At 70.9% G+C, this 17,885-nt stretch carries 19 protein-coding genes; 8 read left to right on the top strand and 11 right to left on the bottom strand.

The features are described from left to right. Positions 1–37 precede the first annotated feature (37 nt). Positions 38–1,078, top strand: coding sequence for a helix-turn-helix domain-containing protein (locus tag AB0M73_RS28410; RefSeq protein ID WP_363896489.1), 1,041 nt, complete (start codon positions 38–40; stop codon positions 1,076–1,078). On the opposite strand, the gene AB0M73_RS28405 is transcribed toward AB0M73_RS28410, so the two are convergent. Both AB0M73_RS28405 and AB0M73_RS28400 read right to left on the bottom strand, forming a co-directional pair. After that, complete coding sequence (locus AB0M73_RS28405; RefSeq protein WP_363896486.1) at positions 1,059–1,823, bottom strand: isocitrate lyase/phosphoenolpyruvate mutase family protein; 765 nt, start codon at positions 1,821–1,823, stop codon at positions 1,059–1,061. The two genes, AB0M73_RS28410 and AB0M73_RS28405, sit on opposite strands and share 20 nt — an antisense overlap. A 27-nt stretch (positions 1,824–1,850) precedes the next feature. Continuing rightward, positions 1,851–2,393 (bottom strand): TetR/AcrR family transcriptional regulator, encoded by a 543-nt coding sequence (locus AB0M73_RS28400; protein WP_363896483.1) that lies wholly within the window; start codon positions 2,391–2,393, stop codon positions 1,851–1,853. A 44-nt stretch (positions 2,394–2,437) separates the two neighbouring features. On the opposite strand from AB0M73_RS28400, the gene AB0M73_RS28395 reads away from it, so the two are divergent. The 3 genes from AB0M73_RS28395 to AB0M73_RS28385 all read left to right on the top strand — a co-directional run bounded on the left by AB0M73_RS28395 (position 2,438) and on the right by AB0M73_RS28385 (position 8,932). After that, entirely contained in the window at positions 2,438–2,923 is a 486-nt protein-coding gene (locus AB0M73_RS28395; protein ID WP_363896480.1) for a GNAT family N-acetyltransferase, read from the top strand. A 115-nt stretch (positions 2,924–3,038) separates the two neighbouring features. Continuing rightward, the gene (locus AB0M73_RS28390) at positions 3,039–5,882 is read left to right on the top strand and encodes a GH92 family glycosyl hydrolase (protein ID WP_363896477.1); all 2,844 of its coding nucleotides are present in this window, start codon (positions 3,039–3,041) and stop codon (positions 5,880–5,882) included. A gap of 11 nt (positions 5,883–5,893) precedes the next feature. Beyond that, positions 5,894–8,932 carry a BTAD domain-containing putative transcriptional regulator gene (locus AB0M73_RS28385; RefSeq protein WP_363896475.1) on the top strand — a complete coding sequence of 1,013 codons (3,039 nt, stop codon included), beginning with the start codon at positions 5,894–5,896 and terminating at the stop codon, positions 8,930–8,932. 15 nt (positions 8,933–8,947) lie between these two features. Here the strand turns inward: AB0M73_RS28385 and AB0M73_RS28380 are convergent, their stop codons facing one another. Beyond that, the gene (locus tag AB0M73_RS28380; RefSeq protein WP_363896472.1) at positions 8,948–9,145 is read right to left on the bottom strand and encodes a hypothetical protein; all 198 of its coding nucleotides are present in this window, start codon (positions 9,143–9,145) and stop codon (positions 8,948–8,950) included. Between the two features lie 130 nt (positions 9,146–9,275). Between AB0M73_RS28380 and AB0M73_RS28375 the strand changes: the two genes are divergently transcribed. Further along, complete coding sequence (locus AB0M73_RS28375; RefSeq protein ID WP_363896469.1) at positions 9,276–9,719, top strand: phosphoribosyltransferase family protein; 444 nt, start codon at positions 9,276–9,278, stop codon at positions 9,717–9,719. A gap of 55 nt (positions 9,720–9,774) precedes the next feature. Here the strand turns inward: AB0M73_RS28375 and AB0M73_RS28370 are convergent, their stop codons facing one another. The 6 genes from AB0M73_RS28370 to AB0M73_RS28345 form a co-directional block, all read right to left on the bottom strand. Beyond that, entirely contained in the window at positions 9,775–11,256 is a 1,482-nt protein-coding gene (locus AB0M73_RS28370) for an ASCH domain-containing protein (protein ID WP_363896466.1), read from the bottom strand. Continuing rightward, on the bottom strand, positions 11,256–11,864 hold the full coding sequence (locus AB0M73_RS28365; RefSeq protein WP_363896464.1) for an ATP-binding protein: 609 nt from the start codon (positions 11,862–11,864) through the stop codon (positions 11,256–11,258). Before AB0M73_RS28365 ends, AB0M73_RS28370 begins: the two co-directional genes overlap by 1 nt. Beyond that, complete coding sequence (locus AB0M73_RS28360) at positions 11,861–12,751, bottom strand: hypothetical protein (RefSeq protein ID WP_363896461.1); 891 nt, start codon at positions 12,749–12,751, stop codon at positions 11,861–11,863. The genes AB0M73_RS28365 and AB0M73_RS28360 overlap by 4 nt, the downstream gene beginning before the upstream one ends. A gap of 107 nt (positions 12,752–12,858) precedes the next feature. Then, positions 12,859–13,368 (bottom strand): NUDIX hydrolase, encoded by a 510-nt coding sequence (locus AB0M73_RS28355; RefSeq protein WP_363896458.1) that lies wholly within the window; start codon positions 13,366–13,368, stop codon positions 12,859–12,861. Between the two features lie 18 nt (positions 13,369–13,386). Beyond that, entirely contained in the window at positions 13,387–14,355 is a 969-nt protein-coding gene (locus tag AB0M73_RS28350) for an aldo/keto reductase (protein ID WP_363896455.1), read from the bottom strand. 164 nt (positions 14,356–14,519) lie between these two features. After that, positions 14,520–15,023: an N-acetyltransferase gene (locus tag AB0M73_RS28345; protein ID WP_363896610.1), complete on the bottom strand. Its 504-nt coding sequence runs from the start codon at positions 15,021–15,023 to the stop codon at positions 14,520–14,522. A gap of 86 nt (positions 15,024–15,109) precedes the next feature. On the opposite strand from AB0M73_RS28345, the gene AB0M73_RS28340 reads away from it, so the two are divergent. From AB0M73_RS28340 to AB0M73_RS28330, 3 genes are read left to right on the top strand one after another with little or no spacing between them, the layout of a single operon-like run. Continuing rightward, the gene (locus tag AB0M73_RS28340; RefSeq protein WP_363896452.1) at positions 15,110–15,682 is read left to right on the top strand and encodes a helix-turn-helix domain-containing protein; all 573 of its coding nucleotides are present in this window, start codon (positions 15,110–15,112) and stop codon (positions 15,680–15,682) included. Continuing rightward, entirely contained in the window at positions 15,679–16,392 is a 714-nt protein-coding gene (locus AB0M73_RS28335; protein ID WP_363896449.1) for an SRPBCC domain-containing protein, read from the top strand. Before AB0M73_RS28340 ends, AB0M73_RS28335 begins: the two co-directional genes overlap by 4 nt. Before the next feature lie 4 nt (positions 16,393–16,396). Next, on the top strand, positions 16,397–17,158 hold the full coding sequence (locus AB0M73_RS28330) for an SDR family oxidoreductase (protein WP_363896446.1): 762 nt from the start codon (positions 16,397–16,399) through the stop codon (positions 17,156–17,158). Here AB0M73_RS28330 and AB0M73_RS28325 read toward each other — a convergent pair. Continuing rightward, positions 17,148–17,372 (bottom strand): hypothetical protein, encoded by a 225-nt coding sequence (locus tag AB0M73_RS28325; RefSeq protein WP_363896443.1) that lies wholly within the window; start codon positions 17,370–17,372, stop codon positions 17,148–17,150. The two genes, AB0M73_RS28330 and AB0M73_RS28325, sit on opposite strands and share 11 nt — an antisense overlap. Positions 17,373–17,538: 166 nt before the next feature. Next, positions 17,539–17,850: a PASTA domain-containing protein gene (locus AB0M73_RS28320; RefSeq protein WP_363896440.1), complete on the bottom strand. Its 312-nt coding sequence runs from the start codon at positions 17,848–17,850 to the stop codon at positions 17,539–17,541. Positions 17,851–17,885 lie beyond the last annotated feature (35 nt).

Below are 17,885 nucleotides of genomic sequence, written 5' to 3'. Positions count from 1 at the left end.
CTGGCTTCCCTTTCGGCCCCGCGGCGAGCATGGAGCCGTGACGACCTACTCGGCCGTGCGCACGACCGGTATCTACTGCCGGCCCGGCTGCGGCGCCAAACCCCTCGCGGAGAACGTCCGCACGTTCGAGCTGGCCGCCACGGCCGAGGCCGCGGGCTACCGGGCGTGCCTGCGCTGCCGGCCGTACCGGGTGGCCGGGGCGGTGCCCGAGGACGCGCCGGAGCTGGTGTGCCGGGCCGTGCAGCTGATCATCGACGGCGTGCTGGACGAGGCGACCGAGGACGCCGTCGGGGCACAGCTGGGCATCTCGGCCCGGCACCTGCGGCGGCTGTTCGCCGACCACCTGGGCGTCACCCCGGACGGCTTCGCCCGCTCCCGGCGGGCCCATTTCGCTCGTCGGCTGCTCGACGACACCGACCTCGGCATCGCCCAGGTGGCCTTCGCGTCGGGGTTCGGCAGCCTGCGTCAGTTCAACCGGGCCATGCGCGAGGTGTTCCGGGCCGCCCCCAGCGACCTGCGGGCCCGCCGCCGCAAGGCCGACCGCCTCGTCGCGGACGGCGGGCTGGTGCTGCGGATGCCGTTCGAGCCGTCCTACGACTGGCCCGCGATGCTCGACGCGCTGCGGGTTTCTGCGGTGCCGGGCGTGGAGTCCGTTGTGGACGGTGTGTACCGGCGGACGATCGTGCTCGACGGTGATCCGGGGATGTTGGAGATTGGCCCCGGCGGGGACGACCACCTCCTGTTGCGCGCGCACCTGCCGTACTGGGAGGGCGTGATCCACGTCGTCGAACGGGCCGCCCGGCTCGTGGGTATCGACCGTGGGTCGCCGGGCGTGTGGACGCCGTTGGAGGTGGCCGTCGCCGCCGTTGCCGATGATGTCGCGGAGCTTGTGCGCCGGCATGGGACACCGGTCGCCGGCCTCGGTTTCGGGCTCACCCATGCCTTTCCCGCCGCCGAGGCGCTGGTCGGCGAACCGGGCCCCGTCGGCGAGGTGGCGCGGGCGGTGCTCGACGGCCGGCTCCGCACCGATGAGTTGCCGGCGTCGGCTGTGCGGCGGCTCAGCGCAGCAAGTCGTTGAGCTCGCCGTAGGACATCGCGTCGGCCAGGGTGTCGTAGGTGCCGGCGGTCAACAGCTCCCGTGCGGCGGCGGCCGCGACGCCGTAGGCGGCTTGGGCGATGCCGGTGCCGACGCTGATCCGGGCCACGCCCAGCGCGGCCAGCTCGGCGATCGAGGGCGCGCCCGGGTGGGCCATCACGTTGAGCGGCAACGGTCCGTCGACCAGCACCTTGATCACGGCCGGATCGACGACGCCCGGCACGAACAGGGAATCGGCGCCGGCGGCGGCGTAGCGCTCGGCCCGGGCGAGGGTCTCGTCGACGCTGCCGGAGCCCATCAGGAAGGTGTCGGTGCGGGCGTTGATCACCAGGTCACCGGCCGCGCGGGCGGCGGCCAGGCGGTCAACCTGCCGTTCGACGTCGACCAGGGCGCCGGCGGCGCTGTCCTCGATGTTCACGCCCAGAGCCCCGGTCGACGCCACCTCCGCGATGGTCCACGCGACCTCCTCGGGCGTGTCGCCGTAGCCGTCCTCGATGTCCGCCGTCACCGGCACGGTCACCGCCCGCACGATCCGGCGCAGCGCCTCCAGGGCGACGGTCCGTCCGAGGCCGCCGGCGTCGGGCACGCCTCGTGACCACGACACTCCGCCGCTGGTGGTGGCGATGGCCTTGGCCCCGGCGGCCTGGATCGCCGCGGCGGAAGCGGGGTCCCAGGCGTTGGGCAGCACCAGCGGCGTCGGCAGCGCTCGCAGCGCGTTCTCAGTCATGCCCACCAGCTTTGACGAGCGGGCCGGTCAGGTCTGGCCATATCCGGTCATGATCGACCGCACCGCCGCCGTCGTCCGCTCGACGTCGCCCGTGGCCAGCAGATCCAGCAGCGCGCCCCGCAGCACGGCCAGTGCCAGCGTCCGTTCGGTTTCCGCGGCTTTGGTGTGGCTGGCCGGCTGAGCGTCGGCGAGGACCTTGAGCCAGTCCTCCACGGTCGTACGCGCGAAGTCGGTCCACGGTCCGTCCGGTGCGACCAGGGACCGGCTGTAGCCCTCCAGCCACAGCGTGAGCAGCGCCCGGTGCTCGGGGGCGGCGAGCCAGGACCAGACCGCCTCGGTGACCTCCGCCAGTCCGCCGCCACGGGCCTGGTCGAGCAGAACCAGCTGGTCGGCCCGTGCGCGGGCCAGCAGTTCGCGGACCAGGCCGTCCTTGCTGCCGAACAGGAACAGCAGCACCCGTGGGCTGGATCCGATGGCGGCGGCCAGCGGCCGCAGGGACAGGTCGGCCAGCCCATGCTCTAGGGCGTAGGCGTAGGCCTGGCGCAGGAGGTCGTCGCGTCGGTCGGACATGACCGCTATCGTACTGAAACAGTCGTTTCAGTGGAGGCGGGGACATGGGTGTGGTGATCAGATCCGCGGACCGGCCGGGCGACCTGGGCTGGATCGTGCAGGCCCACGGCGAGCTCTACGCCCGCGAGGTCGGCTGGGACACCAGCTTCGAACGCCTCGTCGCCGGCATCGTCGGCGAGCTCGACCCGGCCCGGGACGCCGTGTGGATCGCCGAGCTCGACGGCCGGAGGGTCGGCTGCGTGGCGTGCATGGCGTGCATGGCGGGCTCCGACGGCGAGGCAGTGCTGCGGATCCTCTTGGTGCACCCCGACGGCCGTGGCCATGGCATCGGCGGCCGGCTGGTGGACACGTGCGTGGATCACGCCCGCGAGCAGGGGTTCAAGCGGCTGCGGCTGTGGACCACCAACTGGCAGGAGGCCGCTCGGGAGGTCTATCTGCGGCGGGGTTTCACGTTGGTCGACGAGCAGCCGCAGCGGCGGTTCGGGGCCGAGGTCGTCGGGCAGACCTACCGGCTGGATCTGGCCGGGTGAGAGAACCGGCCGGGAGAGCGGACAGAACTCCCGCCAAGATCTTGTCTAGACCAATCAAGTGCCCGTACCGTCCCGCCGACGCGTGTGACATCGATGTCAGCGAAGGCGGTAACGGATGAGACCCCCTGCTCTCGTCGTTTCGGTCCTGATGGCCCTGTCGGTGCTGGTCGGCGTGCCCTCCGTGGCCGCGGCCGACCCGGTCGGGTCAGTGAACCCGTTCATCGGCACCCAGAACAACCCGAGCGCCAGCTATCCGCCGTTCGGCAAGGGCTACGGCAACACCTTCCCGGGCGCGACCACGCCGTTCGGCATGGTGCAGTTCAGCCCCGACACCTACAACACGGCCTCGGGCGCGGACAACTGGGGCGGCTACGAGTACCCGGCCAACCAGATCCGCGGCTTCAGCCTCACCCACCTCGACGGCACCGGCTGCGAGGGCTCGTTCGGCTTCCACGACCTGCCGTTCATGCCGTACACGGGCACGCTGAACAGCAACGGCTCCCTGCCCTCCTCCCCCGCGACCAACGCCGCCGCCTACCGCTCGGGCTTCAGCCACAGCACCGAGACCGCCAGCCCCGGGCGCTACGGCGTGGCCCTGGCCAACGGGGCGCAGGTCGACCTCACCGCCACCGCCCGCACCGGCATGGCCCGCTTCACCTTCCCCGCCGGCAAGCCCGCCACGGTGCTGATCAACGCCGGCGGGTCGGCCAACGGCACCAGCGCCTCCTCGGTGTCGGTCAGCGGCAACACCGTCACCGGCTCGGCCCGCAGCACGGGCACGTGCGGCGGCGGCAGCTACACCGTGTACTTCTCGGCCCGCTTCGACCAGGCCGTCAGCAACTTCGGCACCTGGAACGGCGGCACCGTCACCTCGCGCGGGACCTCCGCCACCGGTACGAACACCGGCACCTACCTGACCTTCCCGGCCGGTTCCACCGTCACTGTCCGGGTTGGACTGTCCTATGTGCGAACGTCCAACGCCGCCGCCAACGTGGCCGCGGAGAACCCCTCGGCGAGCTTCGACACCGTGGCGGCCAACGCGTCCGCCGTGTGGGCGTCCAAGCTGGGGGCGGTCCGCACCACCGGCGGATCCGCGACCCAGCAGAGCGTGTTCTACACGGCGCTCTACCACTCGCTGCTGCACCCCAACGTCTTCGACGACAGCAACGGCGAATACGCCGGCATGGACGGCCAGATCCACACCGTGGCCGCCGGGCACCACCAGTACGCCAACTTCTCCGGCTGGGACGTCTACCGCTCCGAGGTGCAGCTGATCACCCTGCTGTTCCCGAGCGTCGGCTCGGACATGGCCCAGTCGCTGGTCAACGACGCCGGCCAGGCCGGGAGTTGGTACAACTGGCCGTACGCCAACGTGGCCACCAACATCATGAACGGCGACTCCCTGGAGTCGGTGGTCTCCAGCATCTACTCCTTCGGCGGCACCGGATTCGACGCCGCCGGGGCGCTGTCCAGCATGGTCGGCACCCAGTCCCTGCCGGCGACCAGGACCATCCGCGGCGGCCTGTACGAGTACGCCGGCGCCGGCTACATCCCGCGCGGCACCGGCAACGTCTGGGGTCCCGGGGCCACGACGCTGGAGTACGCCATCGACGACTTCGGCATCGCTCAGCTGGCCGGACGGCTCGGCGACACCGGCAACTACACCGCCTTCATGCAACGGGCCCAGAACTGGCAGAACCTGTTCAGCCCGGCCACGAAGTCGATCACGCCCCGCTACCAGAACGGGCAGTTCGCCACCGACTACAACCTCAACTCCGACAACAACGACCAGTTCGTCGAGGGCACCGGCACCCAGTACAGCTGGATGGTGCCGCAGAACGTCGCCGCGCTGGTGGCCAAGATGGGCGGCAACGCCGCCGTGTCCAGCCGGCTCGACACGTTCTTCGGCCAGCTCAACGCCGGCGTGGCCAACGGGGCGTACGCGTGGCTGACCAACGAGCCCAGCATCGGCACGCCCTACCTGTACAACTGGGTCGGCGCGCCGAGCAAGACGCAGGCCCTGGTCCGGCGGGTCCTCAGCAGCCTGTTCTCCAACGCCCCCAACGGGTTGCAGGGCAACGACGACCTCGGCGAGCTGTCGGCCAGCTACGTGTGGGGCGCGCTGGGCCTGTACCCGTCGATCACCGGGCGGGCCGAGCTGGCGCTGGCCAGCCCGATCTTCACGCAGGCCGTGATCAGCCGGGACAACGGCCGGGTGATCACCGTCAACGCCCCCGCGTCCTCGGCGGCCAACCAGTACGTGTCGGCACTGGCGGTCAACGGGGTCGGGCAGTCGAAGACGTGGCTGCCGGAGTCGTTCGTGGCCAACGGCGGCACCGTCGACTTCACCCTCACCGGCTCCCCGACCTCGTGGGGCACCGGGACCGGCGACGCCCCGCCGTCGTTCTCCGACGGCCAGAACGGCTTCAACAACATCGGCGCCTCCAACGACGGCGCGGCCAACACCGCCAACCTCGACTCGTCCGGGCACAGCTACTCCAGCCAGGCCCTGTCGGCGGCCGGCATCAACCCGGGCAGCACCGTCACCGCGAACGGCATGAACTTCACCTGGCCGTCCGCGGCGGCCGGCAAGCCCGACAACTGGCTGGTCAACGGGCAGGTGATCGACATGGGCGGCCGCTCGGCCAGCCGGATCTCCTTCCTCGGCGCGGCCAGCAACGGGCCGGCCACCGGCACGGCGACCGTCACCTACACCGACGGCAGCACCTCGTCGGTGTCGATCACCATGACGGACTGGGCCGTGGCCACACCCCAGCCGGGTGACACCGTCGCGGCGACCCTGGCCCACTGGAACGCCACCGACGGCTCCACGCTGCGGACCTACCTGTTCGCCACCACACCCGTGGCACTCACCGTGGGCAAGCAGGTGCGCAGCGTCACACTGCCGGCGTCGACCGATCAGGGGGCCATGCATCTGTTCGCCATCTCGGCCACCTGAATAATGGATCAATGCGGTTCGGTGTTCTCGGCTCGACCCTGATGTGGTCCGCCGACGGTGAGCAGGTCAACGTCGGCGGACCACGGGTGCGGACATTGCTGACGTTGTTGCTGTTGGACGCGGGTCAGATCGTCCCGACCGAGCGGCTCATCGACGGCCTGTACGGCGAGGACCCGCCGGCCAACGCCACCAACGCGCTGCAGGCGCAGGTGTCACGGCTGCGCCGGGTCCTGCCCGGCGAGATCGAGCTCCACCCGAGCGGCTACCGCCTGGCCGTGAACTGGGTCGACATCGACGCCCACGTGTTCGCCCGCCTGGCCGCCGACGGCCGGCACGCGCTGGCCGGCGGCGACCACACCCGCACGGCCAAGCTGCTCCGGGAGGCGCTCCAACTATGGCGCGGGCCCGCGCTCAGCGACGCCCCGCTGGCCGACGCCGAAGCCGCCCGGCTGGAAGAGCTGCGGCTGACCGCGACCGAGGACCTGTTCGAGGCCGAGCTGTCGGCCGGCGACAACCCGGCCCTGGTCGCCGAGCTGCGGCAGCTCATCGCCCGTAATCCGCTGCGCGAGCGGCCCCGGTCGCTGCTCATGCGGGCGCTGTACGCCGCCGGCCGGCAGGCCGAGGCGCTGGAGGTGTTCGAGGAGGCCCGCACGCTGCTGGCCGACGAGCTCGGCACCGACCCGTCGCCGGAGCTGACCGAGACGCACATGGCCGTGCTGCGCTCGGAGGCCGGCCCCAAGACCCGGCGGCGCGCGCTGCCGGCCCAGCTGACCAGCTTCGTCGGGCGGGCCGAGGAGCGGGACTACGTCGCCGCGCTGCTGGGCACGTCCCGGCTCGTGACGCTGCTGGGGCCGGGCGGCGCGGGCAAGACCCGGCTGGCCGTGGAGGCCGCCGGCACCCTGGACGGCGAGATCTGCTTCGTCGACCTGGCCGCGCTGGCCGAGGACGACCTGGTGGCCCACGCCGTCGTCGCCGCCCTGGGGCTGCGCGACGCGGGCATGTTCTCCGCCGCCGCCACCGGCGACATCGTCGACCGCCTCACCACGGCCCTGGCCGACCGGCCCGTGCTGTTGCTCGTGGACAACTGCGAGCACGTCATCGCCGACATCGCGCTGCTCGTGCACGAGCTGCTCGCCGCCTGTCCACGGCTGCGCGTGTTGGCCACCAGCCGCGAGGCGCTGGGAATCACCGGCGAGACCATCCACCCCGTCAGCCGCCTCACACCTGACGCCGCGCGCAAGCTGTTCGCCGACCGCGCGATGGCCGTGCGCCGTGACTTCGTCATGGACGCCGCTGTCGTCGACCGGATCTGCGCGGGCCTGGACGGGCTGCCGCTGGCCATCGAGCTCGCCGCCGCGCGGCTGCGCACGCTGTCGCTGGCCGACATCGCCGCGCGCCTGGACGACCGCTTCCAGCTGCTGTCACGGGGCGACCGCACCAAGGCGCAGCGGCATCAGACCCTGCACGCCGTCGTCGACTGGAGCTGGGACCTGCTCAGCCCCGACGAGCAGGCCGTCGCGCGGCGCCTGACCGTGTTCACCGGCGGCGCCAGCCTGGCCGCCGCCGAACGCGTGTGCGCGCTGCCCGACACCATCGACTTGCTGGCTGATCTCGTCGACAAGTCGCTCATCGAGGTCGCCGACGGCCGCTACCGCATGCTCGACACCATCCGCGCCTTCTGCGCCGGGCACCTCGTCGACTCCGGCGAGGAGGACACCGTCCGCGACGCGCACCTCGCGTACTTCGTCGAGCTCGTGCAGACCGCCGAGCCCCACCTGCGCGGCTCCGAGCAGCTGGGCTGGATCGCGCTGCTCAACACCGAGCACGCCAACATCCTCGCCGCACTGCGCCGGGCCGTGCAGACCGCGCCCCTGACCGCGTTGCTGCTGGCCGGCGAGCTCGCCTCGTACTGGTACCTGCGTGGACTGCGGGCCGAGGTCGCCCCCATCGCCACCGAACTGCTGGCCAAGATCGGCACCACGCCGCCCGACGGGCTGTCCGAGGAGTACGTGCTGTGCGTGCTCATCGCCGCCATCGTGCACGGCGCCGAGACCCCGTGGCTGCTGCCGCACATGGCCGCCGCGCGCACCGTCGTGTTCGCCCAGACCGCCACGCCCCGGCTGCCCGCCGTCGTCGTGCTGTGGGCCCTGACCGCCGGGCCGCTCGACTGGCCCGACGACCGTCCCATCGAGAGCTTCTTCGACGACTCCGGCTGGCTGCAGTCGCTGCGGCACTTCTCCACCGGGTGGAACGGCCTGTTCACCGGAGACGTGTCCACGGCCCGCGCCGGCTTCGAGCAGGCGCTGGTCGGCTACCGCGCCGTCGGGGACCGCTGGGGCATGTCCAACGCCGTCGACGCGCTGGCCATGCTCGCCCACTGGCGGGGCGAGTTCGACGAGGCCCTGCGCCTCACCGACGAGGCCATCTCCCTCACCGCCGAGCTTGAGGGCATCGAGGACCTCGCCGACCTCACCTGCCGCCGCGCCGACCGCCGTCTGCACTCCGGCGACCTCGCCGGCGCCCAGGCCGACTACGCCCGGGCCGAGACCCTCGCCCGTCGCACCGGCATTCCCGAGACCATCGCCAACGCCCAGCGGGGCCTCGCCGACATCGCCCGCCTCCAGGGCCGCCGCGACGACTCCCGCCGCCTCTACGAACTCGCCCTCGCCGGCAGCCGCGCCGACACCGTCGGCGCCTCCGGCGTTCGCACCGCCGTGCTCGTCGGGCTCGCCCACCTCGCCTCCGGCGACCCCGCCCGCGTCCGTGAGCTCCACGCCCAGGTCCGGGCCACCGCCCAGGGCCTGCACCTCGTCGCCGCCGACGTCGCCGAGGGCCTCGCCAGCCTGTCCGTCCTGGAGGGCGACGGCACCCAGGCCGCCCTCATGCTCGGCGCCGCCGTCGTCGTCCGCGGCACCGAAGTCGTCGGCGACACCGAGGTCGCCCGCACCATCGCCGCCGCCCGCGACCTCATCGGCGACGACTTCGACGCCGCCTACCGCCGCGGCCTCTCCCTCTCCCGCCCGGAGGCCCTGTCCCTGGCGGGCATCTAGCCCTTCCTCTAGCTGTTACTCGCCGGGCTGCACCGTGTCGAGGGGCAGGTCCTTGACGCACTGCCGGCCGGCGAAGTCGTAGTGATCCGGATCGGCGGCGAACGCCCACGCCCCGGGCGGCAGTGCTTCGACCAGCGTGGGCAGCAGCTCCAGATACGTGCCCGCATCGAGGCGGTTGCCGGTCGCGGTCGCCGTCACCTTCACGTACTTCATCCGCCGCTGCCTCCCCACTCGTCGCGGACGCAAGCTGCCATGCTCTGTGCCTGTGACTATTGCCGATCTTGCCCTACGGGTCCGCTCCTCGTGCCGTCTGACTGGGCACTTCGTCCTTCGCTCCGGCCGGGTGGCCACCGAGTACTTCGACAAGTACCAGTTCGAGGCCGATCCCGTGCTGTTGGACGAACTTGCCGCCGCCATGGCCCCGTTGGTGCCGGCCGGCACGGAGGTGCTCGCCGGCCTGGAGATGGGCGGCATCGCCGTCGTCACCGCCCTCGGCCGGCACACCGGCCTGCCGTGTGCCTTCGTCCGCAAGGCCGCCAAGTCCTACGGCACCGCCCGCCTCGCCGAGGGCGCCTCGGTCGCCGGCCGGCGGACCCTCGTCGTCGAGGACGTCGTCACCTCCGGCGGCCAGATCTCCCTGTCCACCAAGGAACTGCGGGCCCTCGGGGCAACCGTCTCCCACGCGCTGTGCGTGATCGACCGTCAGGAGGGCGGTGCTGAAGCCCTCGCCGTCGACGACATCGAGTTGCTGTCGCTGCTCACCCGTGAGGACCTTCAGCGAGGCTGACTCAGACGGCGTCGAGGCGTTTGTCACGGGCCAGAACCTGACTGGTCGGCGCTGGTCAGGTCGGCCGTGGCGGGTCAACCAGTTCGATCCCGATCGCGACCACGCCCAGCGCTTCCCGCTCGGGTGGGTAGATCTGTCGGATGTTGGCCAGCTGGTCCTCGCGTGTGGCCAGCGGATTGACGGAGGCGACCGGTTCGTGAGCGAACATCTCCTCGAAGCTGTCGTAACGCGTCACCTTCGTGACCTTGGTGAGGACCTCGTCGCCCTGGCAGCGGAACCGGATCAGGTTGCCCACCTTGATGTTGCGGCGGCTGGAGTCGTTGACCCGGACCTCGGTGGTCTTGCGGCCGGTCGCGATCAGGTCGAAGTAGCGCTTGTAGATACCCATCTCGTGGGCGCGCACAGGCAAAGTGACCGGTCGGGCGTTCATGATGCGGCCGAGCTCCTTGACGGTGAACGAGCGGAAGAAGTGTTTCGGATCAGTCAGCAGCTCGCCGACCAACCACACCAGGGAGTCGACGTAGTTGTCGACACCGCCACGCCAGACGCTGGTGTCCAGCATCCACGGCTCGACATCAGTGGGCAGGCTGCCTTCGTCCTGCTCGCGCAGCAGTGACTTGGAGAGCTTCGCCCCGGTCGGGGCGAGCACCTGCGGAGTGAAGATCCGCGAGGGCATCGCCGCGGGAGGGGTGCCCAGCGCGCCGAGCGCGCCGTCGACCAGTTGGCAACCGAACGCCCAGTCACCGCCCTTCATCATGACGTGCAGGGTCATGGTGTCCCGCCCCAGGGCGCGTTCCTTGACGAGATTGCGATACAACGTGGCCAGGTCCAGGTAGGGCTGGTCGTCTTCGGGGTCGACGTGGACCTCGTAGCAGCCGTGGTCCAGGCACACTGCGGCGAACGTGGCGCCGTCCTCGTCCAGGCCGACGAGCTTGGTGCGATCGCCGCGCTTCTCCGCCCAGCCACACTCCGGGCAGGGCACGCGGATGTGCACGACTCCATGCGAAGGCGCCATCCACCACCGGATGTTCTCGATGCGTTCCAGGGTGCGTAGGAACTCCGCCCGAAAGCCAGGGGTGGCCTGCTGGTCGGTGTAAGTCTCGATCACGTACGCGGTGCCGGTCGCATGGGACAGCGAGTCGAAGAAGGCCCGGTAGTAGCCCTCGATCAGACTGCTGATGCGGTCCTTGCCCAGCGCATGGAAGTAGGTCTGCTGGTAGGCGTGATGGGTTTCCGGGTCCAGCGTGACTTCGTACGGCGCGTTGTCCAGCGCGCCGAATCGCACCGTGGTGTCGATGGAGAACTCCCGACGGGCGATTTTCGCCAGCAGGAACGCCGCGGCCTGCACCAGATTCGTCCCCAGGTGCGGGGCGCCGTTGATCTGAGTGCCGACAACGAACTCGATCCGCGACGGCCGCGAGGCAAGCACCCGGGGGCGCAGCAGGTCGATCGAGCGCAGCAATGCGTTGGCCAGCACACTGTTAGGGGAGACCAACAAGCCGGGCGTGCCGGGTTCGCTGTTGCGGGTCAACGCCATCACGCTCCCCGGCTCGGTTTGGGCAGGCGCAGGTTGGCGCAGATGAAGTCCAACCGGGCGGCGGCTGCGTCCGGGGCGACGAACACCGGCTCGTAGCCAGCGTCGTAGTAGCCCTGCACGATCAGCTCGTGCACGCGGCGGATTTCCCGATCCTTGGCCCACACGATGTCGTCGGGGTCTTCGAATTTGTCCAGCGGGTCCAGCACGAAGATCGCGTCGTACCGGTACTGCGTCGCGGCCTCCTCCAGCTCGGTGGTCGGCTTGAGGCCGAAAAAGCCCTCCCAGCCGTAGCCGTCGGGAATGCCTCGGTTGTAGAAGCGGATGCCCTGGCTGTGGGCGGTGTACTCGGCGATGAACGCCTGCAGCACCTCCAGCGAATACTCGCGTCGGTCTTCCCGCTGGAGGTGTCGGCCAAGCCGTTCACGGTGCTTGCGGTAGATCTCTCGTCCAGGCTCGTCGGTCATGCAGGGGATGCCGGCGGCGTGCACGGTGGCGATCAGGTCGTCCTTGCCCGAGGACGGACCGCCCGTAATGACGTAGCGGCGCGGAGCACCGTCGGCAGCTGCCTGCAGGGCGGTGGCCAAGGTGCGGTTGGCGGGGATGCTCACGTGGTCGGTCCGTTCTCCTGCTCGGGAATGGTGTCGGCAGATCCGGCGGCAGCCTGCGGAACGAGAAATCCGTCGATCCAGGCATTGCCCAGCCCGGTCTCGCCATGCAGGGCATGCACGAACTGCTCGCGGCTGGCGCCGCCGCAGGCGGCCTCGGTCAGTCGGGAGGACTGCGCCGGCGTCAGCGCCGGGGCCCAGCCGACCAACGTGACCAACTCGTCGACCGGCACCGCCTCCAGGTCGGTGCCGAACGCCGTCGTATAGCCGATAGCCTCGGCGCGGGCCACCGCCCACCGCCAGGCGGCAGTGACTGCGCTGTGCACGATGTCGATTCGGTCAGCAGCCAGGCTGACCAGCCGTTCGACCGTGAGCAGTTCGGCGCGGGCGGCATAAATGGCTGCCCATAGCCGGCACAGGTGTTCTTCGTGTTCGGCGACTTCCCATGCGAACGGGTCGGCCTGCACCGGCTGCCGACTGATGGCCGGTGCAAGCCGGGGCGCGATCATCGGCAGCCGGGTGAACCGGTCGGCATCGGCCAGCAGGTCCCAGGCCAGCTTCTCGATTAGCCGGGGTTCGACCCGCTTGCGGAAGTGGTGCACTTCGTGGCCGGCTTGCGCAGCCGCCAGCTCGCGGCGGGCGGTGAGGTTGAGGCCGGTCTTGGCCGGCGGCAGTCCGAACAACGCGCGGGCCGCCGCCGCGTAGCGGGCATCGGGGAATCGGGCGAGTAGTCCACGCAATGTGCCGTCCAGCGCCGCGGTGCGGCTCGCCGGATCGGTGGGGTCAACCGCCCGGGCCATGACACCGCGCAACTCCAGCAGCACCAGGTCGGCAGCGGCCGGGGTCACCGGCAGCCCGTGCCGCACGAGGCGCCCGACCGCGTCGACCACCTGTTCCTGTAGTGGGCTTTTTGTGGGCATGCCTTGAGTGAAGCACGATGCCCACAAAAAGCCCAGTCACATCTGCACTGCGGCTTGAAACGACGCGCGGTCCCTGCTCACCCGCGAAGACCTGGAGCGGATGTGACTACGGGTCTGCCCGCCTCGCACAGTGAGACCGTGTCGGTGAGCTGTGCCTGCAGTGCCGCACGAATACGGCTGGCGAGCACAGGTATCAGCCGCTCGGCGGCCTCATCCATGGTGAACAGCCCGACGGAGACGATCTCGGGATCGGACAGGCGGACGGAGGCGACGTCGGCCTCCGTCACGGTCCCTCCATCGAAGATGAACGCGAGCCCTTCCGGCATGGGAGGGGCCGCAGGCCTGTGGTCGATGACAAGCAGCCGACCGGGTGGGCGGTCGAGCCCGAGTTCCTCACGAACCTCGCGGGAGGCCGTTGTCCAAGGCGGCTCGTCGGCCTCCCCGACACCGCCGGGAATCTCCCAGTCCGGCTTGTAGGACGTCTCCACGAGCAGTACTCGCGAACGCATGTCTCGGAACAGCACCCCCGCGGAGGTGTACTTGCGGTTCAGCTGGGCCGCGTACTCCTCGGGAGGCAACAAGTCCACGACACCGCAGGCTACCTGTCACCCAGCGACGTCGAGGCGGTGGCGGAGCTCGTCGTCGAGCTTGAGGTCGAGGGCGCCGAGGCATTCGTCGAGCTGGGGGACGGAGCTGACGCCGAGGACGGGGAGGACGGGCGGGTCGGAGCGCAGCAGCCAGGCGAGGACGACCTGGTTGGGGGTGGCGCCGAGCTCACGGGCGACGTCGGAGAGGACGGCGAGGCGGCGCTGGCTGCCGGGGTGGTCGTACTGCTCGGGCAGGGGGCGGTCGGAGCGGGTGTAGGCGCCGGAGAGCAGGGCGGAGTAGCCGAGGACGGTGAGGTCGGGGTCCTCACGGGCGTAGTCGAGCCACTCGTCGCTGATGTGGGGGTTGGCCCCGAAGTCGGCGCCGGGACGGGGCTGTAGGTAGGTGTGGCGCTGCTGGACGCAGGTGAAGCCGGGAAGGCCAGCGGTGTGGGCGATCTGGCGGGCGGCGGCGACGCGCCACGCGGCGTGGTTGCTGCAGCCGACGACACGGACGAGACCGTCGGCGATGAGGGAGGCGAAGGTGGCGACGGTGTCGTCGAGCGGGGTGCGACGGTCCTCGATGTGGGCGTAGTAGACGTCGAGGTGATCGGTGCCCAGGCGGCGCATGCTGGCCTCGGCCTGAGCCCGGACGACGCCGCGGGACAGGCCCTCGGCGTGCTCGGGCCAAGCGGCGCCGGGAGGGTCGGGCAGGGCGCCGACCTTGGTGGCCAGCACGACCTGGTCCCGCACGGACCGGGACGCGAGCCACCGGCCCAGCAGGGACTCGCTCTCCTCGCCGGTGCCGCCGGGCACCCAGAACGAGTAGGTGTTGGCGGTGTCGATGAACGTGCCGCCGGCCTCGACGAACCGGTCGAGCACGGCGAACGCCGCCGGCTCGTCGACGGTGGTGCCGAAGTACATGGTGCCCAGGCACAGCGCGCTCACGCCCAGCCCGGACCCGCCGTCGGACAGTGTCCGCTGCTCCACATCGACCTCATTCCGGCGCAGGCGACAAGTGATCTTCGCCGGGCCACGATACGGTCCGGCGCCCCGGGCCGAATCCGGTTTCGACGGATAGGTCCCACAGACGCCAGGGGCGGGCGTCGACGATGGGGATGTGGGTAGCGGCCATGGCTCGATGATGTCGGCGTTCAGACCCGGGAGAAGGGCTCCGCGTAGGTGAAGTCGCCCCGAAGGGCAGGGGTGTACGCGGCCAGGGTGCGGACCTGGAAGTGCGGCTGCCAGCCCGGGACCGGCGGCCGGATGCCGAGCTGGTCGCTGAGGACGAAGCCGAAGCGGTGGTAGTAGGCGGGATTGCCGAGCAGGACGACGAGGGGCTCGGACAGGGCGTCGGCGGCGCCGAGGACGGCGTGCACGAGGGCGCTGCCGACACCACGGATGTGGTGGTCGGGATGGACGCTGAGCGGACCGAGCCCGAGGACCGGGGCATCGTCGACGTGGGCCCGGGTGCAGGCGACGTGGCCGATGACGGCGCCGGCAGGGTCGACGGCGACAAGGGAAAGCGCTGGTAGCCAGCCTGGATCGGCCCGGAGCTCGTCGACGAGCAGGGCCTCGGCCGGGGACGGGGCGAAGGCGGCGGCGACGACGGCGCGGATGGCGTCGACATCGGCGGGGATCTCGCGGCGAATCAGCACGGCCATAGGTCTAACCAGCGGCAACGGGTGCGTGCAACCGAGATACGGCCCTTGACAAATATAGTTGTCAAGGGTGTGCTGGGGGCATGCGGGACGTCGAGGTGATCGCGGAGCCGGCGGCGGCGATGGTGGCGCTGGACCCGGTGCGGGCCAGGCTGCTGGCCGAGCTGAGGGAGCCGGCCTCGGCGGCGACGCTGGCGGCGAAGGTGGGCCTGACCAGGCAGAAGGTGAACTACCACCTGCGCCAGCTGGAGGCGCACGGCCTGGTGGAGGTGGCGGAGACGCGCACCTGGGGCGGACTGACGGAGCGGCTGCTGGTGGCTACGGCGGCGGGCTTCGTGATCGCGCCGGCGCCGCTGGGGGCACCGACCAGGGCCAACCCGCTGTCGGCGGCGTACCTGATCGCGCTGGCGGCTCGGATGGTCCGCGAGGTCGGGCGGCTGGCCGGCGCGGCGTCGTCCGCGGGCAAGGCGGTGCCGGTGTTCGCCCTGGACACGGAGATCCGCTTCGCCAGCCCGGCCGACCGCGCCGCCTTCGCTGACGAGCTCACGGCGGCGGTGTCCCGCGTGGCGGCGAAGTACCACGACGAGCGGGCCCCGGACGGCCGCTGGCAGCGGCTGGTCCTGGCGGTGCACCCGAAGCCGAAGGACGAGGCATGAGCGAGGAGAGCGTCGAGATCCCGGCCGGCCCGGAGCAGGTCTGGGCGGCGATCACCACCGACAGCGGGGCCTGGTCGTTCCAGGTCGACGTCGAGGAAGACACGGTGCACGTGCGCCGGGAGCCGTTCGCGCCGGACGCCACCGCGACGCTGACCGGCTGGGAGCCGCCGGGCCGGTTCGCCTACGAGGATCCGACCTTCGCGACGGAGTATCTGATCACGGCCCGCGACAACGGCAGCTGCGTGCTCCGGGTGGTCAACAGCCTGCGGGTGGACGGCGAGGGCTGGGACGACATCGCGGAGCAGGCCGCGAAGGGCTGGCGGATGACGCTGGAGGTGCTGCGGGTCTACGCCACGCACTTCGCCGGGATGCCGTCGGCCCGGATCGACCTGATGACGCCGGTGAACGCACCGGAGACGGCCCGGGCGCAGGTCGGCCGGCAGATGTTCGCGGAGCTGGGGATCGAGGGATCCGCCTGCGACGGACCGCTGATCACCGGCGTCGTCGAGCACCAGGGGCCGTACTTCGCGCTGCTGCGCACCACGGAGGCGATGTTCGCGATCTCCGCCTTCCCCATGGACGCCGTGACCCTGTCGATCAACGTGACCGGACGGGTGTACGGCCCTGATGCCGAAGCCGTCGCCGCGAGGGAGCGCCCGCGCTGGCAGGACTGGCTGGGCGAACTCGTCGACCGGATCGGAAAGGACTGACGCCATGCTGTTGGCCGGCAAGAACGCGATCGTCTACGGGGCCGCGGGAGGAATCGGCACGGCCATGTCGACGGCCTTCGCCCGTGAAGGCGCGAAGGTGCACGTCACGGGCCGCACGGAGAAGACCCTGGCCGCGCTGGCGGACCGCATTCGCGCCGACGGCGGCCAGGCCGAGACGGCGGTGGTCGACGCCCTCGACGAAGACGCCGTCAACGCGCACGCCGACGCCGTCGCGGCCAAGGACGGCAGCGTGGACATCTCGGTGAGCGTCATCGACATCGCCGACCACCAGGGCACGCCGCTGGCCGACATGACGCTGGCGGACTTCGAGCGGCCCATCCACATCGCCGTGCGGTCGACGTTCGTCACGGCCCGGGCGGCCGCCCGGCACATGATCCGCCAGCACTCGGGAGTCATCCTCACGTTCGGCGGCGACGGTGGTGGCGAGCCCATGCGGGACTACTCCATCGGCGGCCTCCAGGTGGCGCTCAACGCGGTGGACTTCCTGCGCCGCCAGCTCGCGTCGGAGCTCGGCCAGCACGGGATCCGCGTGCTCGGCCTGCACTCCGGCGGCATCCCCGAGGGCCTCCCGCCGGACCTGGACGCCCGCTACGGCATCTCCGACATGCTGGTGGCCAAGACGATGCTGAAGCGCGCCGCCACCTTCGCCGACGTGGGCAACGTGGCGGTGTTCGCCGCGTCGGACCTGGCGGCGTCGATGACGGCGACCTCGCTCAACATCACCGCCGGCGCGGTCAGTGACTGACCTTGCACGTCTCGCCGTTGCGGATGACGGTGAGCACGACCCGCTTGACCCCCTTCGTGCCGGGCGCGGGCTCCTGCTTGCAGATCTTCCAGTTGCTCGGTCGGATGATTCCGGGGTCGTTGGCCTTGTGGTTGACGATCACGTACTCGGTGAACGTCGGGAGGATCCACTTGGCCTGGAACACGGTCTTGCCGACGACGTTGGGCATCTTCATACCGGGTGACTCCCATGGGCACGCACGGATCCCCGTGGCGCCGCTGTGGTCGGGGGTGAGGCGAAGTAGCCATCCTCATCCCCTCCGTTCGTGAAAGCAGCGCGCGAACGGTCCAATCAGCTTGTGCGTGCGGCCTAGACCCCGGCTGAACGGTCAGGTCATCCGATCAGCACTTCTCCTCCAGCTTCACCACCGTGAGCGTGACGGCGGTGGCGGCGGTCAGGGGCGTGCCGGCAGCCGGATCCTGCTTGCAGACCTGCCAGCTGCCGGGCCAGGCGACCTTGCGGTGCGCGCCGGTGCCGTCGACGAGCAGCAGCCGGGTGCCGAACGGAACGGCGTTGTCGGCGTCCCACACGGTCTTGCCGACCAGGTCCGGCATCACCGAATCCTGGTGCGACACGGGAACGGCGGCGGCGGGCGCGGCGGTCAGCGTCGCGAAGGCCACCACGGCGACGGCGACAAAGTGAGCTCTCCTCATACCACCGTCCTACCGGCACGCCGATGCCCGCGGAA

The sequence above is a fragment of the Kutzneria sp. NPDC051319 genome (genome assembly GCF_040682195.1).
Classification (GTDB): Bacteria; Actinomycetota; Actinomycetes; order Mycobacteriales; family Pseudonocardiaceae; genus Kutzneria.
Note: the sequence above shows the minus strand (reverse complement) of the source record. Positions and strands in the feature narration are given on the sequence as shown.